Here is a 19,038-nt window from a genome sequence, read left to right as displayed (position 1 = left end):
TTTTCCTAAGACAAAACGACAAGTTAGGAAATATTACCGTGTCTAACGATTTGAAAATTGGCCTGCAATATTGCATGCCAAAACATCTGCTTACTCGCCTTGTTGGCAAACTGGCAGCCGCGAAAGCCGGCTTCCTGACCACTGCTGTGATCAAGTGGTTTATCCGCCAATACAAAGTGGAAATGAGCGAAGCTAAGAATCCGGATCCGGCGAGCTACCCAACCTTTAACGACTTCTTCGTTCGTGAACTTCAAGACGGCGCACGTCCTTTAAACGAAGACGCGAACGTGATCAGCCACCCTGCAGATGCATGTGTGAGCCAAGCAGGTCCCATCAAAGAAGGTCGTTTGATTCAGGCGAAAGGCCACACCTTTGATGCATGTGAATTGTTGGGCGGTGACGCGAAACTGGCAGAAGAATTTGCTGACGGTGATTTTGCGACACTATATCTGTCACCACGCGACTACCACCGCGTTCACATGCCATGTGACGGCACATTGCGCCAAATGATTTACGTACCGGGCGATCTGTTCTCTGTTAATCCATTGACCGCAGAAAACGTACCGAACCTATTTGCACGTAACGAGCGTGTGGTGTGTATCTTCGATACCGATTTTGGCCCAATGGCCCAAGTGCTAGTTGGTGCAACCATCGTTGGCAGCATTGAAACGGTATGGGTCGGCACTGTGACGCCACCGACTGGTCAAAGTGTCCGCCGTTGGGATTACCCCGCAGAAGGCGAACAAGCGATCACGCTGAAAAAAGGTGAAGAGATGGGCCGCTTCAAGCTTGGCTCAACCGTGATCAACCTATTTGCGAAAGACGCGATCACTTTTGATGACAGCATCATCCCAGGCAAGCCTACTCGCATGGGTGAAGCGTACGCTCACCAGAACAGCGCGACAGCTCAAGCGGAAACTCAAACCGCCTAATAGGGAATTTGAGATCTGTGACGAAAAGGGCAGCATTGCCCTTTTTTTATGCACAAATATTATCCAAACGCAGTTTTTTTCACCTATGCACTTTGTAATCTGTAAGTCTTTTCGCCTTACAACCTTATGAATTAAAGGAAGATTAAGGTCAACGGCTTTATAAGCATCACCGATGGAATCAGTGTATATGCCAAGACTTTCTCGTGCTGAAGTATTCAAGTTTGTCGTTGCGTTTGGTATTCCTCTGGGCGTTCTCCTTATGCCCTCAGACTGGATCCCCTTAGACAATCTCACCATTGTTCAACATCGCTTGTTAGCAATATTCCTGCTCGCCGCTTTGCTCTGGGTGCTGGAACCTGTTCCTGTGTTTGCTACCTCAATTCTGATCATTGCTCTCGAACTCATTATGATTTCGAACAAGGGGTTAAATTGGTTTAGGGAGGGTTCTCCCGGCCATGACTTTGGCGAGCTCATCAATTACACCGATATTTTCAGTGCCTTCTCCTCGCCCATCATCATCTTGTTTATGGGGGGATTTGCTTTGGCTATTGCCGCCTCCAAGTACGAACTCGATAACAACTTGGCACGCGTGTTATTGAAACCATTCGGCACAAAACCCAAAGCCATCATGCTAGGCCTGATGCTGATCACAGCTGTGTTTTCTATGTTTATGTCAAACACAGCAACCACGGTAATGATGCTGGCACTGCTTGCTCCAATTGTGGCCTCCGTGCCGAAAGGCGACACAGGCGTAAAAGCCTTAGTTCTCTGTATTCCAATTGCCGCGAACACGGGCGGCATCGCCACGCCAATTGGTACACCACCAAACGCCATTGCTCTTCAATACCTGACGGGCGAACATGCAATCAGCTTTATTGAATGGATGGCCATGGGTCTGCCGTTTGTCATTGTGCAACTCGCGTTCTCTTGGTGGCTGCTGCAAAAACTCTTCCCTGCAAAGCAGCAAGAAATGATCTTAAAGCTCGGTGGAACCTTCCAAAAAAGTTGGCGCGCCTACACGGTGTACGCCACTTTTGCTGCCACCATCCTTCTATGGATGACCACCAGCTTGCATGGAATGAACAGCTACGTCGTCGCCATCATTCCACTGGCGGTTTTCACTTTGACAGGCATCATGGGCAAGGAAGAGTTAAAGCTCATCAACTGGGACGTACTTTGGCTGGTCGCCGGTGGTATCGCGATTGGCTTGGCGTTAGATAAAACAGGTCTTGCCGAAGCGGTCGCGCATGCCGTTGACTATGACACCCTGTCTCCTGTCGCTGTCGTGCTGACGCTTTCTCTTATTTGTTGGGTCATGGCGAACTTCATGTCGAATACGGCAACCGCTAACCTCATCATGCCCATCGCTGCCGCGGTTGCTACCTCCATGGAGAGTTTGGTTGCGGTAGGTGGAATGCAAGGTCTCTTAGTCGTGGTCGCCTTCTCGGCATCACTCGGTATGATCTTACCTGTATCAACACCACCAAACAGTCTGGCCTACTCGACAGGACTGATTGAGAGTAAGGATATGGCCAAAGCAGGCATCATCGTTGGTGTGGTAGGGCTTTCTATTGTTTATGCGGCCATGCTAATTCTCACCTAACTATCCACACATTTTTTGAGGGAAAGTGCATTGCGCACTTTTCCCTCACCCTTTCAACAGATACACTCGCGCTCCTTTTCTTATTTAATTTTGCAGTGACCGTTCGCTGCTTATGGTTCTGTTGAGGTGTTATCGTGGGTTACGAGTGGCTTGCGCTTGCCGCCGCCTTTATCTGGGGTTTTTCGAGCTTAATTTCCGTCACGCCAGCCCGCCATTTAGGTAGTTTTGCCTACAACCGGTGGCGAATGGCATGCGTGTCCGTCATGTTGACTGTTGCCGCCCTATTCACTGGCGGTTGGGCCTCCATCACCTCCGATATTTGGTGGCCGCTCGCGCTATCTGGCCTTATCGGGATCTTTATCGGTGATACGGCACTTTTTGGCTGCATGAACCGAGTTGGCCCACGTCGATCCGGTCTGCTGTATTCTTGCCATGCTGTCTTCTCGGCTATCTTCGGTCTTTGGTTGTTTGGAGAAACACTGGAAGGCTGGAAACTCGTTGGTGCGATTTTGGTCTTCTCTGGCGTAATGGTCGCGGTGTTCTTCCGCTCTAGCGGTCAAGCGCACCAGTGGGAAGAAACCAAAGGCAGTTTGGGTGTGGCTATTGCTCTTGGCTTAACAGCTGCACTTTGTCAGTCACTTGGTGGCGTTATCGCAAAACCAGTAATGACAGAAAATGTCGACCCGATTGCGGCATCTGCGATTCGTATGATTGCGGCCTTCCTTGCCCACGGGACATTAAGAGTTTTGCAGGTTCGCCTAGCCCAGCCTGTGAATCCAATAAACTGGCGAATTTTTGGCATGGTAATGATCAATGGATTCCTATCGATGGCTGTCGGTATGACGCTGATTCTATATGCCCTGAAATGGGGTGAAGTCGGTATGGTCGCTTTGCTGTCATCCACCACACCTGTCATGGTGTTACCGCTGATTTGGATTTTCACCAAGGTTCGCCCAGCACCAAGTGCTTGGCTAGGTGCCGCACTCGCCGTAGCGGGTGCAGGTTTAATTGTCTCAAGCTAAAACGTAAAAACGCCGCATCTTATGCGGCGTTTTTGTATCTTGCGGCTACCTGTCAGGCAATGCCAACCGGGAATGCAATCACTTCATCTATGTGTGTTTTACCCAATGCCAGCATGATCAGGCGATCAATACCCAGTGCTACACCGGCACAATCAGGCAAGCCATGTCTGATTGCCTCAATCAAATGATGATCGATAGGTTGGGCTTTCAAACCCATTTTCTCACGCTTGCGGTTATCTTCTTCAAAACGGGCTAGCTGCTCGTCGGCATTATCCAGCTCGTAAAAACCGTTCGCCAACTCAATGCCTTTGAAGTAAACCTCAAAACGGGCAGCGACACGTTTATCATCTTCACAAACACGCGCCAGTGCTGCTTGAGAGGCAGGGAAGTTATACACAAACGCAGGAACATCACGTCCAATTTCAGCTTCAACACCAACACTAAACAGCAATTGGAGTAAAGTGTCTCGGTCTTCTTCAGGGTCAGCAATGTCTGACAACCCTAACGGTGCTGCTGCGACCTTGAGTTCATCCATCGACCCTTCAAGCGGACAGACGCCCAACACCTTGATGAACGCTTCTTGATATGTCATTCGCTCAGACGAATTCACACCCAATACCATTTGCAGCAGCGCATCCATTTCATCCATCAAAGCATGATGATCAAATCCCGGACGGTACCACTCCAACATGGTGAATTCAGGATTATGATTACGACCTGCTTCCTCGTTACGAAACGCTTTATTGATTTGGTAGATCGCGCCACTCCCCGCCGCCAAAAGACGTTTCATGTGAAACTCAGGGCTAGTCATCATGTATAGCGGGATACCGTCTGCAAAACCTGGTCCAACGAAAGCGGTATTAAACGTATGAAGGTGGATGTCCGTGACAGTTGCTTGACTCATTGATGGAGTATCCACTTCCAGCACGTCGCGTTCTGCAAAAAACTGTCGAATCGCCCCGGTGAGGCGAGCGCGTTGTTTTAACGTCTCAATGTCTGCGGTAGGACGCCAAGCCTGTGTCATCAATTTGGTCTCATCTGGTTTAGTCGGCGGCATTGTAGCCCTCTGCGAATAAGATAGAAACAACACGCCGAATTCTGTATTACTTTCTAACGCCATTTATCCATAAGTCATTCTTTTACTTAGTGGTTACCCGATAAAGGGCATGACACTCAAAAAGTAGTCGATTCCACACGGCAATCATTCTCATTCACACGAAAAATTCTTTTCAAAATAAATAGTTAAATAAGAAATATGAGCGACGTTTTTTACGTGTTAGAAACAAGTAAAAACACCGCGCAACCCCGATTTAACAAGCTGTTATCTTACTGTCTAACGACCTGGATCACAGTTTTCATGCACAGGGCTTTAGGCACACATAAAGTGGGGAAAAATACCCGTTCAGGTCAAATTTTAGGGGTATTAAGTCCACTAATATGGAGGCAGTTTTTTAAGTTCGATGCAGACCTTGCATCTCAAATTTTAACTTTCCTCCGGAGGATAGCTGTGAAGACAATTACCACAGATATCGCTGTCATCGGTGCTGGTGGCGCAGGCCTACGTGCTGCTATCGCTGCTGCTGAAGCAAATCCAGAACTAGAAATTGCTCTGATTTCCAAAGTATACCCAATGCGCTCCCACACGGTAGCTGCTGAAGGCGGTTCCGCTGCAGTCATCAAGGACGAGGATAGTCTCGACAACCACTTCAACGATACCGTTGGCGGTGGTGACTGGCTATGTGAACAGGATGTTGTTGAATATTTCGTCGAGAACGCTACGCGTGAAATGACGCAATTGGAACAATGGGGTTGCCCATGGAGCCGTAAGGAAAACGGCGACGTGAACGTCCGTCGATTTGGCGGCATGAAGGTAGAGCGCACATGGTTTGCCGCAGATAAAACTGGCTTCCATATGCTTCATACCCTGTTCCAGACTTCTATCAAGTACGAACAAATCAAACGCTTTGACGAGTACTTTGTTGTTGATCTGCTGGTTGTTGATAACGAGGTTCAAGGTCTGATTGCCATTCATATGGCAGAAGGCGAACTGGTTTGCATCAAAGCAAAATCAGTCGTACTGGCAACGGGTGGTGCGGGTCGTGTTTACAACTGTAACACCAACGGCGGCATCGTAACCGGCGACGGCATGGCAATGGCTTACCGTCACGGCGTTGCACTGCGCGACATGGAGTTCGTTCAGTACCACCCTACCGGTCTACCTGGCACGGGCATCCTGATGACCGAAGGTTGTCGTGGTGAAGGCGGTATCATCGTGAACAAACACGGTTACCGTTACCTGCAAGATTACGGCATGGGACCGGAAACGCCGGTTGGTCAGCCTAAGAACAAATACATGGAGCTGGGCCCGCGCGACAAAGTATCTCAAGCGTTCTGGCACGAGCAGCAAAAAGGCAACACCATTAAGCACCCACTGGGTGATGTGGTTCACTTGGATCTGCGCCATTTGGGTGAAGAATACCTCAACGAACGTCTGCCATTCATTTGTGAACTGGCAAAAGCATACGTGAACGTTGACCCAGCGAAAGAACCAATTCCAATTCGTCCTACCGCACACTACACCATGGGTGGTATTGAGACTAACGGTAAGAACGAAACGGCGATCAAAGGCTTGTTTGCTGTGGGCGAGTGTTCTTCAGTTGGCCTTCACGGTGCAAACCGTCTGGGTTCAAACTCACTGGCTGAACTGGTTGTATTTGGTCGTCTGGCGGGTGAAGGTGCCGTTGAGCGTGCAAGCGCATTCCAAGGCTGGAATGAAGACGAAATCGCACGTCAAATGGCTGCGGTTGAAGATCGTATTAATGCACTGCTAAGCCAAGAAGGCGACGAGAACTGGGCAGACATCCGCACTGAAATGGGTCACACCATGGAAGCAGGTTGTGGTATCTACCGCCGCGAAGATCTGATGCAAGAAACCATCGACAAGCTGACTGAACTGAAAGCACGCTACAAGAAAATCAGCATCAAAGACAAAGGCAAGGTGTTCAACACTGACCTGCTGTATGCCATCGAAGTTGGCTACGGTCTGGAAGTAGCAGAAGCCATGGCACACTCAGCCATGATGCGTCGTGAGTCTCGCGGTGCCCACCAGCGTCTGGATGAAGGTTGCACAGAGCGTGATGACGTGAACTTCCTGAAGCACTCTTTGGCGTTCTACAACCCAGAAGGTGCACCAACCATTCAATACGGTGATGTGAAAATCACCAAGTCTCAGCCTAAAGCTCGTCTATACGGTGCTGCTGCGGAAGAAGCCGAAGCTGCCGCGAAGAAAGCTGAGAAAGATGCAGAGAAGGAGCAGGCATAATGTCAGTAAATCGCATTCAGAAAGTCAGCATTCTTCGCTACGACCCATCTAAAGATAACGAGCCACGTCTACAAACGTTCGACGTGCCGTTTGATGAAACCATGTCAGTGCTGGACGCGCTGGGTTACATCAAAGACAACCTGGACAAAGATCTGTCTTACCGCTGGTCTTGCCGCATGGCAATCTGTGGTTCGTGCGGCATCATGGTAAACAAGGTACCAAAACTGGCGTGTAAAGCGTTCCTGCGCGATTACCCAGACGGCCTGACCATTGAGCCATTAGCGAATTTCCCGATCGAGAAAGATCTGATCGTTGATATGACGCCGTTCATTGAGCGTTTGGAAGCGATTAAGCCTTACATCATCGGTAACGATCGTAAGCCTGAAGATGGTCCGAACAACCAAACCCCTGAGCAACTGGCGCGCTACAAGCAGTTCGCTGGCTGTATCAACTGTGGTCTTTGCTACGCAGCATGTCCTCAGTTTGGTCTTAACCCAGAGTTCATTGGCCCAGCAGCATTGACGCTGGCACACCGTTATAACCTAGACAGCCGCGACAACGGCTCTGATGAGCGTATGAAGCTGATCAACGGTGAAAACGGTGCGTGGGGCTGTACCTTCGTGGGTTACTGCTCGGAAGTGTGTCCGAAGAACGTAGATCCAGCGGCTGCTGTTAACCAGGGCAAGATCGCTTCTTCTCAGGACTTCGTGATTGCGATGATCAAACCGCAGGAGGCATAAGGATGTCTAACCGTAAACCTTACGTTCGTGAAATGAAGCGTACATGGTGGAAAGATCATCCTTTCTACCGCATGTACATGGTGCGTGAAGCAACTGTACTGCCACTGATTTTCTTCACCTTGTGTCTGACTTTCGGTCTGGGCTCTCTGGTAGTCGGCGAAGCAGCTTGGGAAGGCTGGCTGAGCTTTATGGCGAACCCTGTGGTTGTTGCGATCAACATCGTTGCACTGGCGGGTAGCCTATACCATGCACAAACCTTCTTCAGCATGATGCCGCAAGTAATGCCAATTCGCATTGGCGGCAAGAAAGTTGATAAGAAAATCATTGTATTGGCACAGTGGGCAGCGGTGGCCGTGATTTCTGCCGTTATCCTGTTTTTGGTTTAACCCCAGCATTAAAGGAGAGTTAACGTGGTCGATTTAAATCCAAAACGTTCTGATGAACCAGTATGGTGGGGTCTGTTTGGTGCGGGTGGTTCTTGGTTTGCCATGATCACGCCTGTGACCATTCTGGTGCTGGGCATTCTGGTGCCAATGGGCATTATCGATGCAGATGCAATGAGCTACGATCGTGTGACGGGTTTCGTCACCAGCTTCATCGGTGCCCTGTTCACTATCGGTACACTGTCTCTGCCAATGTGGCATGCAATGCACCGTCTGCACCATGGCATGCATGACCTGAAGTTCCACACCGGCGTCGCAGGAAAAATTGCGTGCTATGCAGCTGCATTCTTAGTATCTGCACTGTCTGTGATTTTCATTTTCATGATTTAATCCATACAGACGAAAAAAGGGAGCATTGGCTCCCTTTTTTATTTTAAGCATTACTGTTACTGGCTCGAGTTACTGCTTTTTAGTGCGTTCGCTTTTTCCATCATTCCCAGTGCACCAAGACCCGTAATGACATCGAGATTGGTGGTCATCTTTCCGCTATCACTGCCACCAAAGTAATGGGTCGGCACCTCGACCTTAAAGTCTTTCAAGTTACTGTAGAGCGACGCTGAAATATCGCGGTTAAGCTCTGCCAAATACACATCTCGGTTCGCGCCGTAGGCATCGTACTTGGCTTTCAACACTGCCGCTTCTGCTTCACCTTTGGCCAAAATTGCCATGGCTTCAAACTCCGCCGCTTTTGCGTTGGCTTGCTGGATTGCCAGATTCGCCTCTGCCATCGCCAGCTCTTTGGATTTCTCAACTTCCGCTAGTTGTTTGGTTTTCTCAACCTCAACAATCTCACGCTTGGCAATCTGCTGCGCAACGGCCACTTCTTTTTGCTGGGCGATAACCGCGAGCTCTTTGGTTCGCTGCGCATCCTGTACTTCTCGGGTACGCTGTATTTCTTTTCGAAGCTGTTCAGTTTCCGCCTGTGCTTTCGACGTTTCCTGCTCCTGAATTGCACGGATGCGGTCTGCTACCAGTCGCTTCTTATCTGCCAGTAGCTGGTCAAGTTGCTTCTCAGGTTGAGGGTCTCCAATGGTAACTTGGGTGACCTGAATACCATATTGTTGCAGCGGGTTATCCTGTCGGATTGGCTGTCCTGTCGCATCACGTACTGGTACAGTTTTCCAAACAAGCTGCTGAGTACGCTGTAATTTATTGGCATCCGCCTGATTCAGACCTACGGGGGCCAGATCCAGTTCTTCCACTTCAACCTGACGTCGTTCTGTCAGATAGATCCCCTCGCGAAGTTGGTCACCCAGTTTGGATTTGAATTGGTTCAATCCTCCCTGAAAGAACTCTTCTCCCGTGTACTGGGTTGCGGTGATCACCGTGACATTCCGTGCGTTTTTCACTAACAAAGCATCAATCAGGTTACTGTTGTTACGAAACTCGCGATGCATTTTCTTCACGGCTTCAGGGTCATTGCTCAACTTGAAGCGGAAGGTCACCGGGATTTGTCCGATATACGTATCTGCAAATCGCACCTGCACCGGATCCAAACGCTGATAGAAATCCTCACCAGTATTGTTACCGAATGACACAGTAATAACCTGACTGTACTGAGTGATTTTCGACAGAAATGGCATTCGGAAGTGGATGCCGGGCTCGGTAAATACATCAAGCTCCCCTGTCATGTTGTTTTGATGGACATAGGTATACCCTGCGTCCGTCATGAGTACTGAGTTGTTAACGGTAAATCCCACCACCAACAGCGGTAAACCATAAATAGCGGCTTTTAGCCCTGTTCTTACCATCTGACGTCTTTGTTCCATTTTTAGACTCTGTCCTACGTTTTTAATATCCATATCTTTCTCCTTTGCCGACTGATGAATAAAACAATGCCGTATTAGCACCAAGCTGCGTAACTACTCATCTACAGCGGATATAAATGTAACAAATCATTTAACGTAGGAATATTCGAAACATTATGGCCAATAACTCGTTAATGCCGAAACATAAGCAAAACAAATGAACTGACGATAATTTGTAAAATTCAAATTATGAAAACAGTGACAGGGAGAGTAACTATAAAAAACATAAGTTACCCAATGGATATACAGAAATACCTCTCATTCTCGGAATTTCCATCTGGTCGATTTTTTTGCCATGTTGAAACAAAAAAGGGAGCCCAGCTCCCTTTCTCTTCAATAAAATTTTTCGCAACGTTAAGCTAATAACGATTTATGCACCTTCACCACCGCTTTCTTTATCGATGTTGATGTAGTTACATTACAACCTGGCTTATGCGGCTGCTCTGTCAGGAAAATGGCAAACATGTCCGGAGACATAATGATTTCAGACTCGCCTTCCATCGATTCGACAAGATAGAAGTCAGACTCCGCATCGTACTCTTTCGCGATGGGGTTTCTATCATTGGCCAACGCAAAACCAATGCGCTCTGCGCCGCTGATCAAAAACTGGATATCAATATATTCCTTATGCACCTCAGCGAGCTTCTCATTAGCAGGTTGCGTATCAAACGCCATCACATTGACATAGATATTATCGCCATCAATGTCATGACGGCCTGTCGGTAACGCCACCATGTCGGTTTCCGCTAAAAATGCCAGACTGCGGCGAAACGCCTCAGGTAAATGAGCATAAGTTTCAGGTTGAGTAATGTGGCCTAGGATCATGTTTTTCTCTCTGACAACAAAGCCCGGACATCGCCGGGCTAATTTATGAATAAAGATTAAAGAGACAGGGCTTCGACATCTTGAGGTTGCTTACTGCTCTTAAACAGCGGTGCAGTCAAGTAACCCACGATAACCACTGTCAGGGTGCCAACCACACCGTAGAAGAAGAAGTTCAGATCGGTGTTTGCGCGAACCCATAGCGTTGCAGCTACAGCGGCAATAACACCCATCATTGCACTGTTTGCATTCGCTCGGCGGACAAAGATACCCAGCATGAACAAACCGGTCATTGGGCCACCCATCAAGCCAAGCAGGCTGTTAAACGCATCCCACAGTTCGCTTTCGTTGGACATAATGAGGTAGGTTGAAGCAACCACACCTAACGTACCGGCAATCACAGTGATAATTCGGCCAATTTTCAGATTTTGCTCTGCCGATTTTTCGATACCAAAGCGGCTGTAAATATCTGACGCGTAACATGCAGAGATACTGTTTAGGCTGCTCGAGATACTTGATTGAGAGGCTGCAAAAATCGATGCGATGATAAGGCCCGCCACGCCCGCTGGCATTTCAGAGATCACGAAGAACGGCAGGATGCCACCCGTATTGAAGTTCTCAGGCAATAACTGTGGATTCTGTGTGTAGTAAGCGTAAAGTGCCGCACCCACTGCAAAGAAGAAAATCGGAATACACGCGACCAGCTTGGCATTGGTTACCAGTGCTTTTTTAGTTTCTTCTACTGAGTCAGTCACGATGTAGCGCTGGACCACGTCCTGGCTCGCAGTGAACTGCTGTAAGCTTGAGAAGAAGAAGCCAATCGCCAATACCGGAATGGTACTTTCAGTCCAGCTCCAGCTCATTTTGTCACTTGGGAAGTATTTGTTTTCTTCTGCTGACAACGAGAAGATCTCGACCACGCCACCGTCAACATTGAAGCAAATCATCACGAAGATCAGAACCGCAGCACCGGACAGCATGATACCTTGGATAACGTCCGTCCAGATCACGCCCTCAATACCACCCATGAAGGTGTATACGATACACAGTACACCAATCAGGAATACAATCATCAGTGGATCGATATCGACAAAAGGCATCAAAGCCAAAGCGGTCAGATACGTGATGATCGCGATACGCCCGATATGGAAAAGCATGAACGATATACTGGCAAACAAGCGCATACGTACATCAAAACGTTTTTCCAGATATTCATAGGCGGAGGTCAGATTAAGTTTTCTGAAAAACGGAATGTAATAGATGAAAACAAAAGGCAGGATTGCAATCGCAATGTACTGGCCAATCAAGAACGTCCAGTCATCGGTATAGGCCTTCGCAGGAATCGACATAAACGTGATGGAGCTCAAAGTAGTCGCGAATACGCTAATACCTGCAGCCCAACCCGGAATACGACCACCGGCTTTGAAATAGTCATCTGCTGATTTCTGACGTTTTGCAAAGTACACGCCGACCATCATGATAACGGCAAGATAGGCGACGAGAACGACGTAGTTCAGCGTCCCGAATGCTTGGATCTCCATGAGTTTTTCCTCAATTTGTGTAGGGTGAGATAATCGATGTTTCTATTTTTATTATTTCGTTTTCGTGTCCGCCCAAAGCGATACACCGATGAGTCCAGCATCGGCACCGCTCAAAGCAGGCAGTAATGTCGGTTGATAAACCTTTGGCAACAAGGAAAGTGCGTCTTTAACGGTAGAGAGATAGTTTTCAGCCAACCCGACACTGCCACCAATAACGACGGCATCGAGGTCGAGAGAGATAGTGAGGTCAGCAACCAACTGTGCGATGGTGGAGGCCGAACGCTCGACGATGGCGATTGCCTTTTTATCTCCTGCTAAGAAGTGCGAATACACATCTTTGCCAGTGGTGGATTCACCAAAAAAAGGCACGCCCGCACGACCAATCGCAGAGCCAGATGCAATTGCTTCAACACAACCATTGCGCCCGCAACCGCAGCGAGGACCGGAGGGATCAGCTAAAACATGCCCTGCATGACCCGCGATCCCTCGAGAGCCTGTCACTAATTTGCCATCGAGCACTAAGCCTGCGCCGACGCCGGTGGAAACAGTGATAAAAGCAAGATTGGCGTATTGTGCTTCGTATGCATGAAATTCGGCCCAGGCCGCCGCTTGCGCATCGTTGATGACTTGCGTCGGTAACCCTGTAATGTCGGCGATGGCAGATTGGATCGGAAACTGATCCAGGCCGCCCAGGTTATCGGGGTTCAGCGCAGTTAAAATGCCATTATTGATAATGCCCGTAGAGGCCACTGCGACAACATCAGCGCCTGAAGACAAAGGCAACAGCAGATCATGCAGTGCGATTTTCAACACATCAGGGTTATTCGACGATAAGGTCTCTACCTGATGTTTTTCTATAATTTCGCCACCACGTACCAGCGCAGCTGCGAGTTTAGTGCCACCAAGATCAACAGCTAGACACGTATTCATGCGACCGCCTCATGACACTCACCTCGAGCCTCTAAAACCGCATCGGCAAACCACGTACAAATATGCTCAATACGTGTAATCGCTGAGCCCACAGTGACACAATCGGCTCCCGCCAAAATTGCTTTTTTTGCCAGCTCGGGACTGTTGTAGCGTCCTTCCGCCATCACAAAGCAGCCCGCCTTTTTCAGCGCACTTACAAAAGCAAAATCAGGGTCTGTAGGCACGGTTTCGCCAACATAGCCAGACATAGTGGTACCTATGATTTCCACACCAAGTTCGCGGCTCGCCATGCCCTCTTCAAAGTTGGAGCAATCCGCCATCGCGATACAACCAGCTTCATGTATGGCTTTCACTAAGATAGCGACCTCCACTGGGCGAGTGCGCTGAGTCGCATCAATCGCAATAATGTCAGCACCTGCTTTTGCTAGGGCCAGAACATCTTCAATAAACGGCGTAATTCTAATCTGGCTGTCAGTGAGATCTCTTTTCACAATGCCAATGATTGGGGCTGTTACTTTAAGGCGAGTGGCTTTCACGTTGTCCACGCCTTCTATACGTAATGCAACCGCACCACCTGCAATAGAAGCCTGCGCCATGGCTGCCACTATTTCCGGTGCATCCATTGGGCCATCGTCCACCGGTTGGCAAGAAGATACAAATCCCGTTTTTAAAATGGCTAACAAGTTATCGCCAGAAACAGACATAAAGTTTAACTCCAGTAACACTTTAAAATGTGAAGCTTTATTTCAAATTAGTGAAAATGGAGTTTAACTTCAAACGGGAATTATCAAAATGGAGATAAACACCTCATTTTTTATAAGGGAAACTCCAAAAAATGTGGTGTGAATGTGTGTGTAGGGGAACAAACAGAGGAAGATAAACAGACAAGACGGCTGAACGTTAAGGCATAAAAAAGCCGGACTGATGAGTCCGGCATGGCAATATATTAAATATCGAGCGCACGTGTAGTGCGGAGTTTTTTGTCCATCGTGCCTGTGACATCCTCTTTAACCAACAGTGTATAGAGCAAATCGAGCACAAACAGCTGCGTGATCTTGGTACCGATGGAGTCACCTTGCATCTGGCTTTGGCGATTTCCATTTAGCAGCACCCAGTCTGCGTACTGACAAATTGAAGATTTCGGGTTGTGTGTAAGTGCGACAGTCTTTGCCCCCGCCTCTTTCGCCAATTTCAACGCTTTTGTCGTTTCGACAGAATTCCCGTAGTGACTGATCCCAATGGCCAAATCATTTTTATCCAGCAACGATGCCTTCATGTACATAAAGTGGTTATTGGTTAACGCATCCGCATTGAAGCCGATACGCATGAATTTGTTTTTCGCTTCTTCAGCAGTTATCCCTGACGAACCTACACCGAAAAAGTACACCCCGTTTGACGCTTTGATTTGCTGTGCAACCTGCTCCAAGGTTTCAAAGTTCAATAGGTTCAGGGTTTCCGTCAAGACATTATTGATCCCCTGCTGAAGCTTTTGTCCAATCAGCTCGGCACTGTCTTGTGGCGCAATATCGGTATCGAGTATGGATTTATCACTTTGATTGATTGACGATAACTCGATCGCCAAATCCATTTTAAAGTCCTGGAAACCTTTAAATCCCAACATACGACAAAAACGAATGATGGTTGCTTCACCCACGCTCACCTGCTGAGAAAGTTCAGCGATGGATAACTTGGTCACGTCATCCGCATGACGGTTTACATAGTCCGCAATGCGGCGGGCTGACGGCGTCATGCTTTCTTGCATGCTGCCCATCATGTCGAGAACTTTTCCTGTCTTTACCGGCAAGTGTTTGGATGGCATGTTGCGATTCCGATTGATGAAAGCGATTTACCTCCGATTCTCACATTTCCTCAGGCTTTTGTGAAGTAAAGCTCCACGAATTCAGCCCACGTTCACGAACTTAACAATCTCGATATTGGGTTAGATTTGAGGTTGTTATGCATATCACAGTTTGAATTCAATCCTGGCTAAATCGATCAAATTGCATTGCACAGTGAAACTTTACTCCATAACATAAACCCAAACTCCACTTTATCATTCATTAATGAAGTTTAACTTCACGGTATATTACGATGAAAAAACTATCTGGACTTATTGCTGCTCCTCATACACCGTTCGACGCAAACGGTGAAGTTAACTTTAACGTGATCGATCAGATCGCCAAGCACCTGATCGCTGATGGCGTCACAGGTGCTTACATTTGTGGCACCACAGGTGAAGGTATTCACTGTTCAGTAGAAGAACGCAAAGCCATTGCTGAACGATGGGTTTCAGCATCGGAAGGTAAGCTAGATCTGATTATTCACACTGGCGCATTGAGCATTGTCGATACACTTGAGTTAACTCGTCACGCAGAAACTCTGGATATCGAGGCGACCTCTGTCATTGGTCCATGTTTCTTCAAACCTGGTAGCTTGGATGATCTGGTGACGTACTGTGAAACCGTTGCCGCTGCCGCACCTTCGAAAGGTTTCTATTACTACCACTCAGGCATGTCAGGTGTGAACTTCGACATGGAGCAATTCTTGATCAAAGCAGACAAGCGTATTCCAAATCTGTCTGGACTGAAATTTAACAGTGGTGACCTATACGAATACCAACGCTGCCTTCGTGCTTGCGACGGTAAATTTGATATTCCATTCGGCGTTGATGAACACCTACCAGGTGCGTTGGCTGTCGGCGCGACAAGTGCTGTTGGCAGCACTTACAACTACGCAGCAAAGCACAACCTGCAGATGATTGAGGACTTTAAGAACGGTAACCACGATGCAGTGATCAAAGCGATGGATACTGTGATTGATCTAATCCGCGTATTGGTTGAGTTTGGTGGTGTTGCAGCAGGTAAAGCAGCCATGTCATTGCATGACATTGATGCGGGTAATCCACGTCTACCATTACGTGCACTTACCACTGAACAAAAAGAAATCGTTGCTGAGAAAATGCGTGCCGCAGGTTTTCTTCGCTAAGAACTGATTCTAATACCTCTCCCTACTAAGCAAAAAGGCCGCTATCAGCGGCCTTTTTTATCTTCCAGTGTGATGATTACTTCACACGGCTAACATATTCACCAGAGCGAGTGTCAACTTTGATAGTCTCACCGATCTGAATGAACAAAGGTACACGTACAACTGCACCTGTAACCAGAGTCGCAGGCTTACCACCAGTACCCGCAGTATCACCTTTCAGGCCAGGATCGGTTTCAGTCACTTCCAGCTCAACAAAGTTTGGTGGTGTTACTGCAATTGGGTTACCGTTCCACAGAGTCAGAGTACAGCGATCGTTCTCTTTCATCCATTTGATGTTTTCGCTTACTGCTTTTGCATCTGCAGCGATTTGCTCAAACGTTTCTGCGTTCATGAAGTGCCAGAATTCACCGTCGGTGTACAGGTAATCCAGTTCGACATCAATAACGTCAGCAGCTTCAACAGAGTCGCCCGACTTGAAAGTCTTCTCTAGCACTTTGCCAGAAAGCAGTTTACGGATTTTCACGCGGTTGAACGCTTGGCCCTTACCAGGCTTAACGAACTCATTTTCGATAATGACACAAGGCTCGTTATCGAGCATAATTTTCATTCCGCCGCGGAATTCATTGGTGCTAAAAGACGCCATGTCTATCCTCTTAACATCTTCGAAGTTGTCATAAATGCCGGACATAATAACCCGAAACGTGCCGCCTGTTGAGCAAAACTGGCTCAAAGAAATGGCAAATGCTGTCTCAGATCCTCAAAATCTGTTGCAACAGCTTGAATTAGAGCCTACGGCATGGAAGTCCGGCTTCAGTGCTCGCGATCTTTTCGCGCAGCGTGTACCACAAAGCTTTATCGATCGTATGGAAAAGGGGAATCCCAATGATCCGCTTTTGCGTCAGGTATTACCCGTCATTGACGAGTTTAAAGATGTCGCAGGTTACACCACCGATCCGCTTGAAGAGCAGGGTAATGAACAGCCTGGTCTTTTGCATAAATACAAAAACCGCGTGCTGATGATCCTCAAGGGTGGCTGTGCTATTAACTGTCGTTATTGTTTCCGCCGTCACTTCCCCTATGAAGATAACAAAGGCGGAAAATCAGTATGGCGAGAAGCAATCACTTACTTACAAGCACATCCTGAAGTTGACGAAGTGATTTTATCTGGCGGTGATCCGCTAATGGCCAAAGACCACGAGCTAGAGTGGTTGATTGAGGCCATAGAGTCAGTGTCTCATGTGAAAACACTACGTATTCATACACGCCTACCCGTGGTGATACCAAATCGAGTCACGTTAGCACTTACTCACATGCTGACATCAACACGCCTCAACGTGGTTCTGGTCACCCACATTAACCACGCCAATGAGATAAACGATGAATTTCGTGTCGCGATGGCACAGCTAAAGCGTGCGGGTGTCACCTTGCTTAACCAAGGCGTGTTGTTGAAAGGGGTGAATGACTCTGTTGATGCACTGAAAAACCTCAGCAACGCGTTGTTTGATGCCGGTATCTTGCCTTACTACCTCCATGTATTGGACAAGGTAAAAGGTGCCGCGCATTTCTTGGTTGATGATGAAGAAGCGAAGAGATTGATGGCAGGGCTTATCAAAGAAGTCTCCGGCTACTTAGTCCCTCGCCTGACTCGTGAGATCGGTGGTCGCGACAGTAAAACTCCACTCGATCTGCACCTCGAATAAAAACAAATGTGAGTCATCACTTATAGAGTAAGTGGTTACTCATTCTATGTTTTCTCTTGCTTCTCTGATGGTTACAGGCAACTATCAAAACTCCCTTGGCATTGCATGAAGGAGTAACCATGCCTGTAACTGTTCGTCCTGTAGAACCTCGCGATATCCCCGCCATTCACAAACTGTATTCTTGTACCCATGCACATACGGGTACGCTACAACTACCTATGCCGTCATTGGCTATGTGGGAAAAGCGACTTAGTCACCTGCCGGATGATCATTACTGTCTGGTCGCTGAAGAAGAAGGTCAAATCATTGGCCAGCTTGGGTTTGAGGTATGTAAGAACATGCGCCGGCGTCATGTCGGTGAATTTGGCATGGCTGTACATGATAACCACACAGGTAAAAGCGTAGGAAGCAAGCTCGTCGCTGCAATGATAGAACTGGCAGATAATTGGATAAACCTACGGCGCATTGAGCTCATGGTATATTGCGATAATGTCGCCGCTATCGCCCTCTACAAAAAGTTTGGTTTTGTAGAAGAAGGCCGGGCAATAGGATATGCGTTTAGAAATGGGGATTATGTCGATGCCTTCTATATGGCGAGGACTCACCCAGCCCTCAGATAAGCAAGCATATAAAGCCCAGCACTGCTGGGCTTTTTGCTAGTCTGCGAATTCTATCTGATGGAGGTCAAGTAAAGGCCCCATTTCTACAAGCTCAGCCTCATCGCGCTCTTCTATCCACACTTTGATTGATTCTCTGTCTTGTTCAGTTGCAGATCCATAGCATAAGGCAGAACCAATCACGAGTTCGATGTTCTTCATCCCACCGCCACCAACCAACAGATGACGAGCCTCGGCGTAGTCAGCCAGCGATTCTATAAAGTTATCCAGTGCTTCATCATCTTCCGTATTGAGCTTTAAAGTGACTACAAAGCCAAATACTGCAAACTCATCCAGATATAACTTCTTTCTTAAACGTCGAGATCGTTGTGATGGCATAGCAATGCTCCTGTCGGATCACAAAGTGCATTCAGTGTAGATGGAGAGACAGAGCTTGTCGGTAACAGCACTTCCAAAACGAGAGTAATGATGGAGTTTTATGGACTACTAATAAGAAAGAGGAAGGAATACAGACTAATTTTACATTGGTTCTAAACGTGAAAAAGCCCTGACCGATTGGTCAGGGCTTTCTCT

At 47.8% G+C, this 19,038-nt stretch carries 19 protein-coding genes; 10 read left to right on the top strand and 9 right to left on the bottom strand.

The genetic code is table 11. The annotated features are described in order from the left end of the window. Positions 1 to 38 precede the first annotated feature (38 nt). The 3 genes from asd to LRP49_RS09910 all read left to right on the top strand — a co-directional run bounded on the left by asd (position 39) and on the right by LRP49_RS09910 (position 3,557). Positions 39 to 932, top strand: coding sequence for an archaetidylserine decarboxylase (gene asd / locus LRP49_RS09920; RefSeq protein ID WP_274141963.1), 894 nt, complete (start codon positions 39 to 41; stop codon positions 930 to 932). Positions 933 to 1,119: 187 nt separating this feature from the next. After that, positions 1,120 to 2,535: an SLC13 family permease gene (locus LRP49_RS09915; protein ID WP_274141962.1), complete on the top strand. Its 1,416-nt coding sequence runs from the start codon at positions 1,120 to 1,122 to the stop codon at positions 2,533 to 2,535. A gap of 134 nt (positions 2,536 to 2,669) precedes the next feature. Next, positions 2,670 to 3,557 (top strand): DMT family transporter, encoded by an 888-nt coding sequence (locus LRP49_RS09910; RefSeq protein ID WP_274141961.1) that lies wholly within the window; start codon positions 2,670 to 2,672, stop codon positions 3,555 to 3,557. A gap of 52 nt (positions 3,558 to 3,609) precedes the next feature. On the opposite strand, the gene epmA is transcribed toward LRP49_RS09910, so the two are convergent. Then, complete coding sequence (gene epmA, locus LRP49_RS09905) at positions 3,610 to 4,581, bottom strand: elongation factor P--(R)-beta-lysine ligase (protein WP_274142214.1); 972 nt, start codon at positions 4,579 to 4,581, stop codon at positions 3,610 to 3,612. A 483-nt stretch (positions 4,582 to 5,064) separates the two neighbouring features. Between epmA and frdA the strand changes: the two genes are divergently transcribed. From frdA to frdD, 4 genes are read left to right on the top strand one after another with little or no spacing between them, the layout of a single operon-like run. Then, positions 5,065 to 6,879, top strand: coding sequence for a fumarate reductase (quinol) flavoprotein subunit (gene frdA, locus LRP49_RS09900; protein WP_274141960.1), 1,815 nt, complete (start codon positions 5,065 to 5,067; stop codon positions 6,877 to 6,879). Next, positions 6,879 to 7,619 (top strand): succinate dehydrogenase/fumarate reductase iron-sulfur subunit, encoded by a 741-nt coding sequence (locus LRP49_RS09895; RefSeq protein ID WP_274141959.1) that lies wholly within the window; start codon positions 6,879 to 6,881, stop codon positions 7,617 to 7,619. The genes frdA and LRP49_RS09895 overlap by 1 nt, the downstream gene beginning before the upstream one ends. A 2-nt stretch (positions 7,620 to 7,621) precedes the next feature. After that, positions 7,622 to 8,005 (top strand): fumarate reductase subunit FrdC, encoded by a 384-nt coding sequence (frdC, locus tag LRP49_RS09890; protein WP_274141958.1) that lies wholly within the window; start codon positions 7,622 to 7,624, stop codon positions 8,003 to 8,005. A gap of 24 nt (positions 8,006 to 8,029) precedes the next feature. Next, positions 8,030 to 8,392: a fumarate reductase subunit FrdD gene (frdD, locus tag LRP49_RS09885; RefSeq protein ID WP_274141957.1), complete on the top strand. Its 363-nt coding sequence runs from the start codon at positions 8,030 to 8,032 to the stop codon at positions 8,390 to 8,392. A 56-nt stretch (positions 8,393 to 8,448) separates the two neighbouring features. On the opposite strand, the gene LRP49_RS09880 is transcribed toward frdD, so the two are convergent. The 6 genes from LRP49_RS09880 to LRP49_RS09855 form a co-directional block, all read right to left on the bottom strand. Further along, positions 8,449 to 9,864, bottom strand: coding sequence for an SPFH domain-containing protein (locus tag LRP49_RS09880; RefSeq protein WP_274141956.1), 1,416 nt, complete (start codon positions 9,862 to 9,864; stop codon positions 8,449 to 8,451). Positions 9,865 to 10,224: 360 nt separating this feature from the next. Continuing rightward, complete coding sequence (gene nanQ, locus LRP49_RS09875; RefSeq protein WP_274141955.1) at positions 10,225 to 10,695, bottom strand: N-acetylneuraminate anomerase; 471 nt, start codon at positions 10,693 to 10,695, stop codon at positions 10,225 to 10,227. A gap of 56 nt (positions 10,696 to 10,751) precedes the next feature. Further along, the gene (locus LRP49_RS09870; protein ID WP_274141954.1) at positions 10,752 to 12,233 is read right to left on the bottom strand and encodes a sodium:solute symporter family protein; all 1,482 of its coding nucleotides are present in this window, start codon (positions 12,231 to 12,233) and stop codon (positions 10,752 to 10,754) included. 51 nt (positions 12,234 to 12,284) lie between these two features. After that, positions 12,285 to 13,163 carry an N-acetylmannosamine kinase gene (locus tag LRP49_RS09865; protein WP_274141953.1) on the bottom strand — a complete coding sequence of 293 codons (879 nt, stop codon included), beginning with the start codon at positions 13,161 to 13,163 and terminating at the stop codon, positions 12,285 to 12,287. Further along, positions 13,160 to 13,867, bottom strand: coding sequence for an N-acetylmannosamine-6-phosphate 2-epimerase (locus tag LRP49_RS09860; protein WP_274141952.1), 708 nt, complete (start codon positions 13,865 to 13,867; stop codon positions 13,160 to 13,162). Before LRP49_RS09860 ends, LRP49_RS09865 begins: the two co-directional genes overlap by 4 nt. Before the next feature lie 242 nt (positions 13,868 to 14,109). After that, positions 14,110 to 14,982, bottom strand: a complete 873-nt coding sequence (locus LRP49_RS09855) for a MurR/RpiR family transcriptional regulator (RefSeq protein WP_274141951.1) — start codon at positions 14,980 to 14,982, stop codon at positions 14,110 to 14,112. 272 nt (positions 14,983 to 15,254) lie between these two features. On the opposite strand from LRP49_RS09855, the gene LRP49_RS09850 reads away from it, so the two are divergent. Then, on the top strand, positions 15,255 to 16,148 hold the full coding sequence (locus LRP49_RS09850; protein WP_274141950.1) for a dihydrodipicolinate synthase family protein: 894 nt from the start codon (positions 15,255 to 15,257) through the stop codon (positions 16,146 to 16,148). 76 nt (positions 16,149 to 16,224) lie between these two features. On the opposite strand, the gene efp is transcribed toward LRP49_RS09850, so the two are convergent. Then, positions 16,225 to 16,791, bottom strand: coding sequence for an elongation factor P (efp, locus tag LRP49_RS09845; protein WP_274141949.1), 567 nt, complete (start codon positions 16,789 to 16,791; stop codon positions 16,225 to 16,227). 34 nt (positions 16,792 to 16,825) lie between these two features. Here efp and epmB point away from each other — a divergent pair, with 34 nt between their 5' ends. Both epmB and LRP49_RS09835 read left to right on the top strand, forming a co-directional pair. After that, a complete protein-coding gene (gene epmB / locus LRP49_RS09840; protein ID WP_274141948.1) occupies positions 16,826 to 17,848 on the top strand; it encodes an EF-P beta-lysylation protein EpmB in 1,023 nt (340 codons plus the stop codon). 119 nt (positions 17,849 to 17,967) lie between these two features. After that, positions 17,968 to 18,468 (top strand): GNAT family N-acetyltransferase, encoded by a 501-nt coding sequence (locus LRP49_RS09835; protein WP_274141947.1) that lies wholly within the window; start codon positions 17,968 to 17,970, stop codon positions 18,466 to 18,468. Between the two features lie 36 nt (positions 18,469 to 18,504). On the opposite strand, the gene LRP49_RS09830 is transcribed toward LRP49_RS09835, so the two are convergent. Next, positions 18,505 to 18,843: a 50S ribosome-binding protein YggL gene (locus tag LRP49_RS09830; protein WP_274141946.1), complete on the bottom strand. Its 339-nt coding sequence runs from the start codon at positions 18,841 to 18,843 to the stop codon at positions 18,505 to 18,507. Between the last annotated feature and the right edge of the window lie 195 nt (positions 18,844 to 19,038).

The organism is Enterovibrio qingdaonensis, from assembly GCF_028683135.1.
GTDB lineage: Bacteria > Pseudomonadota > Gammaproteobacteria > Enterobacterales > Vibrionaceae > Enterovibrio > Enterovibrio qingdaonensis.
Note: the sequence above shows the minus strand (reverse complement) of the source record. Positions and strands in the feature narration are given on the sequence as shown.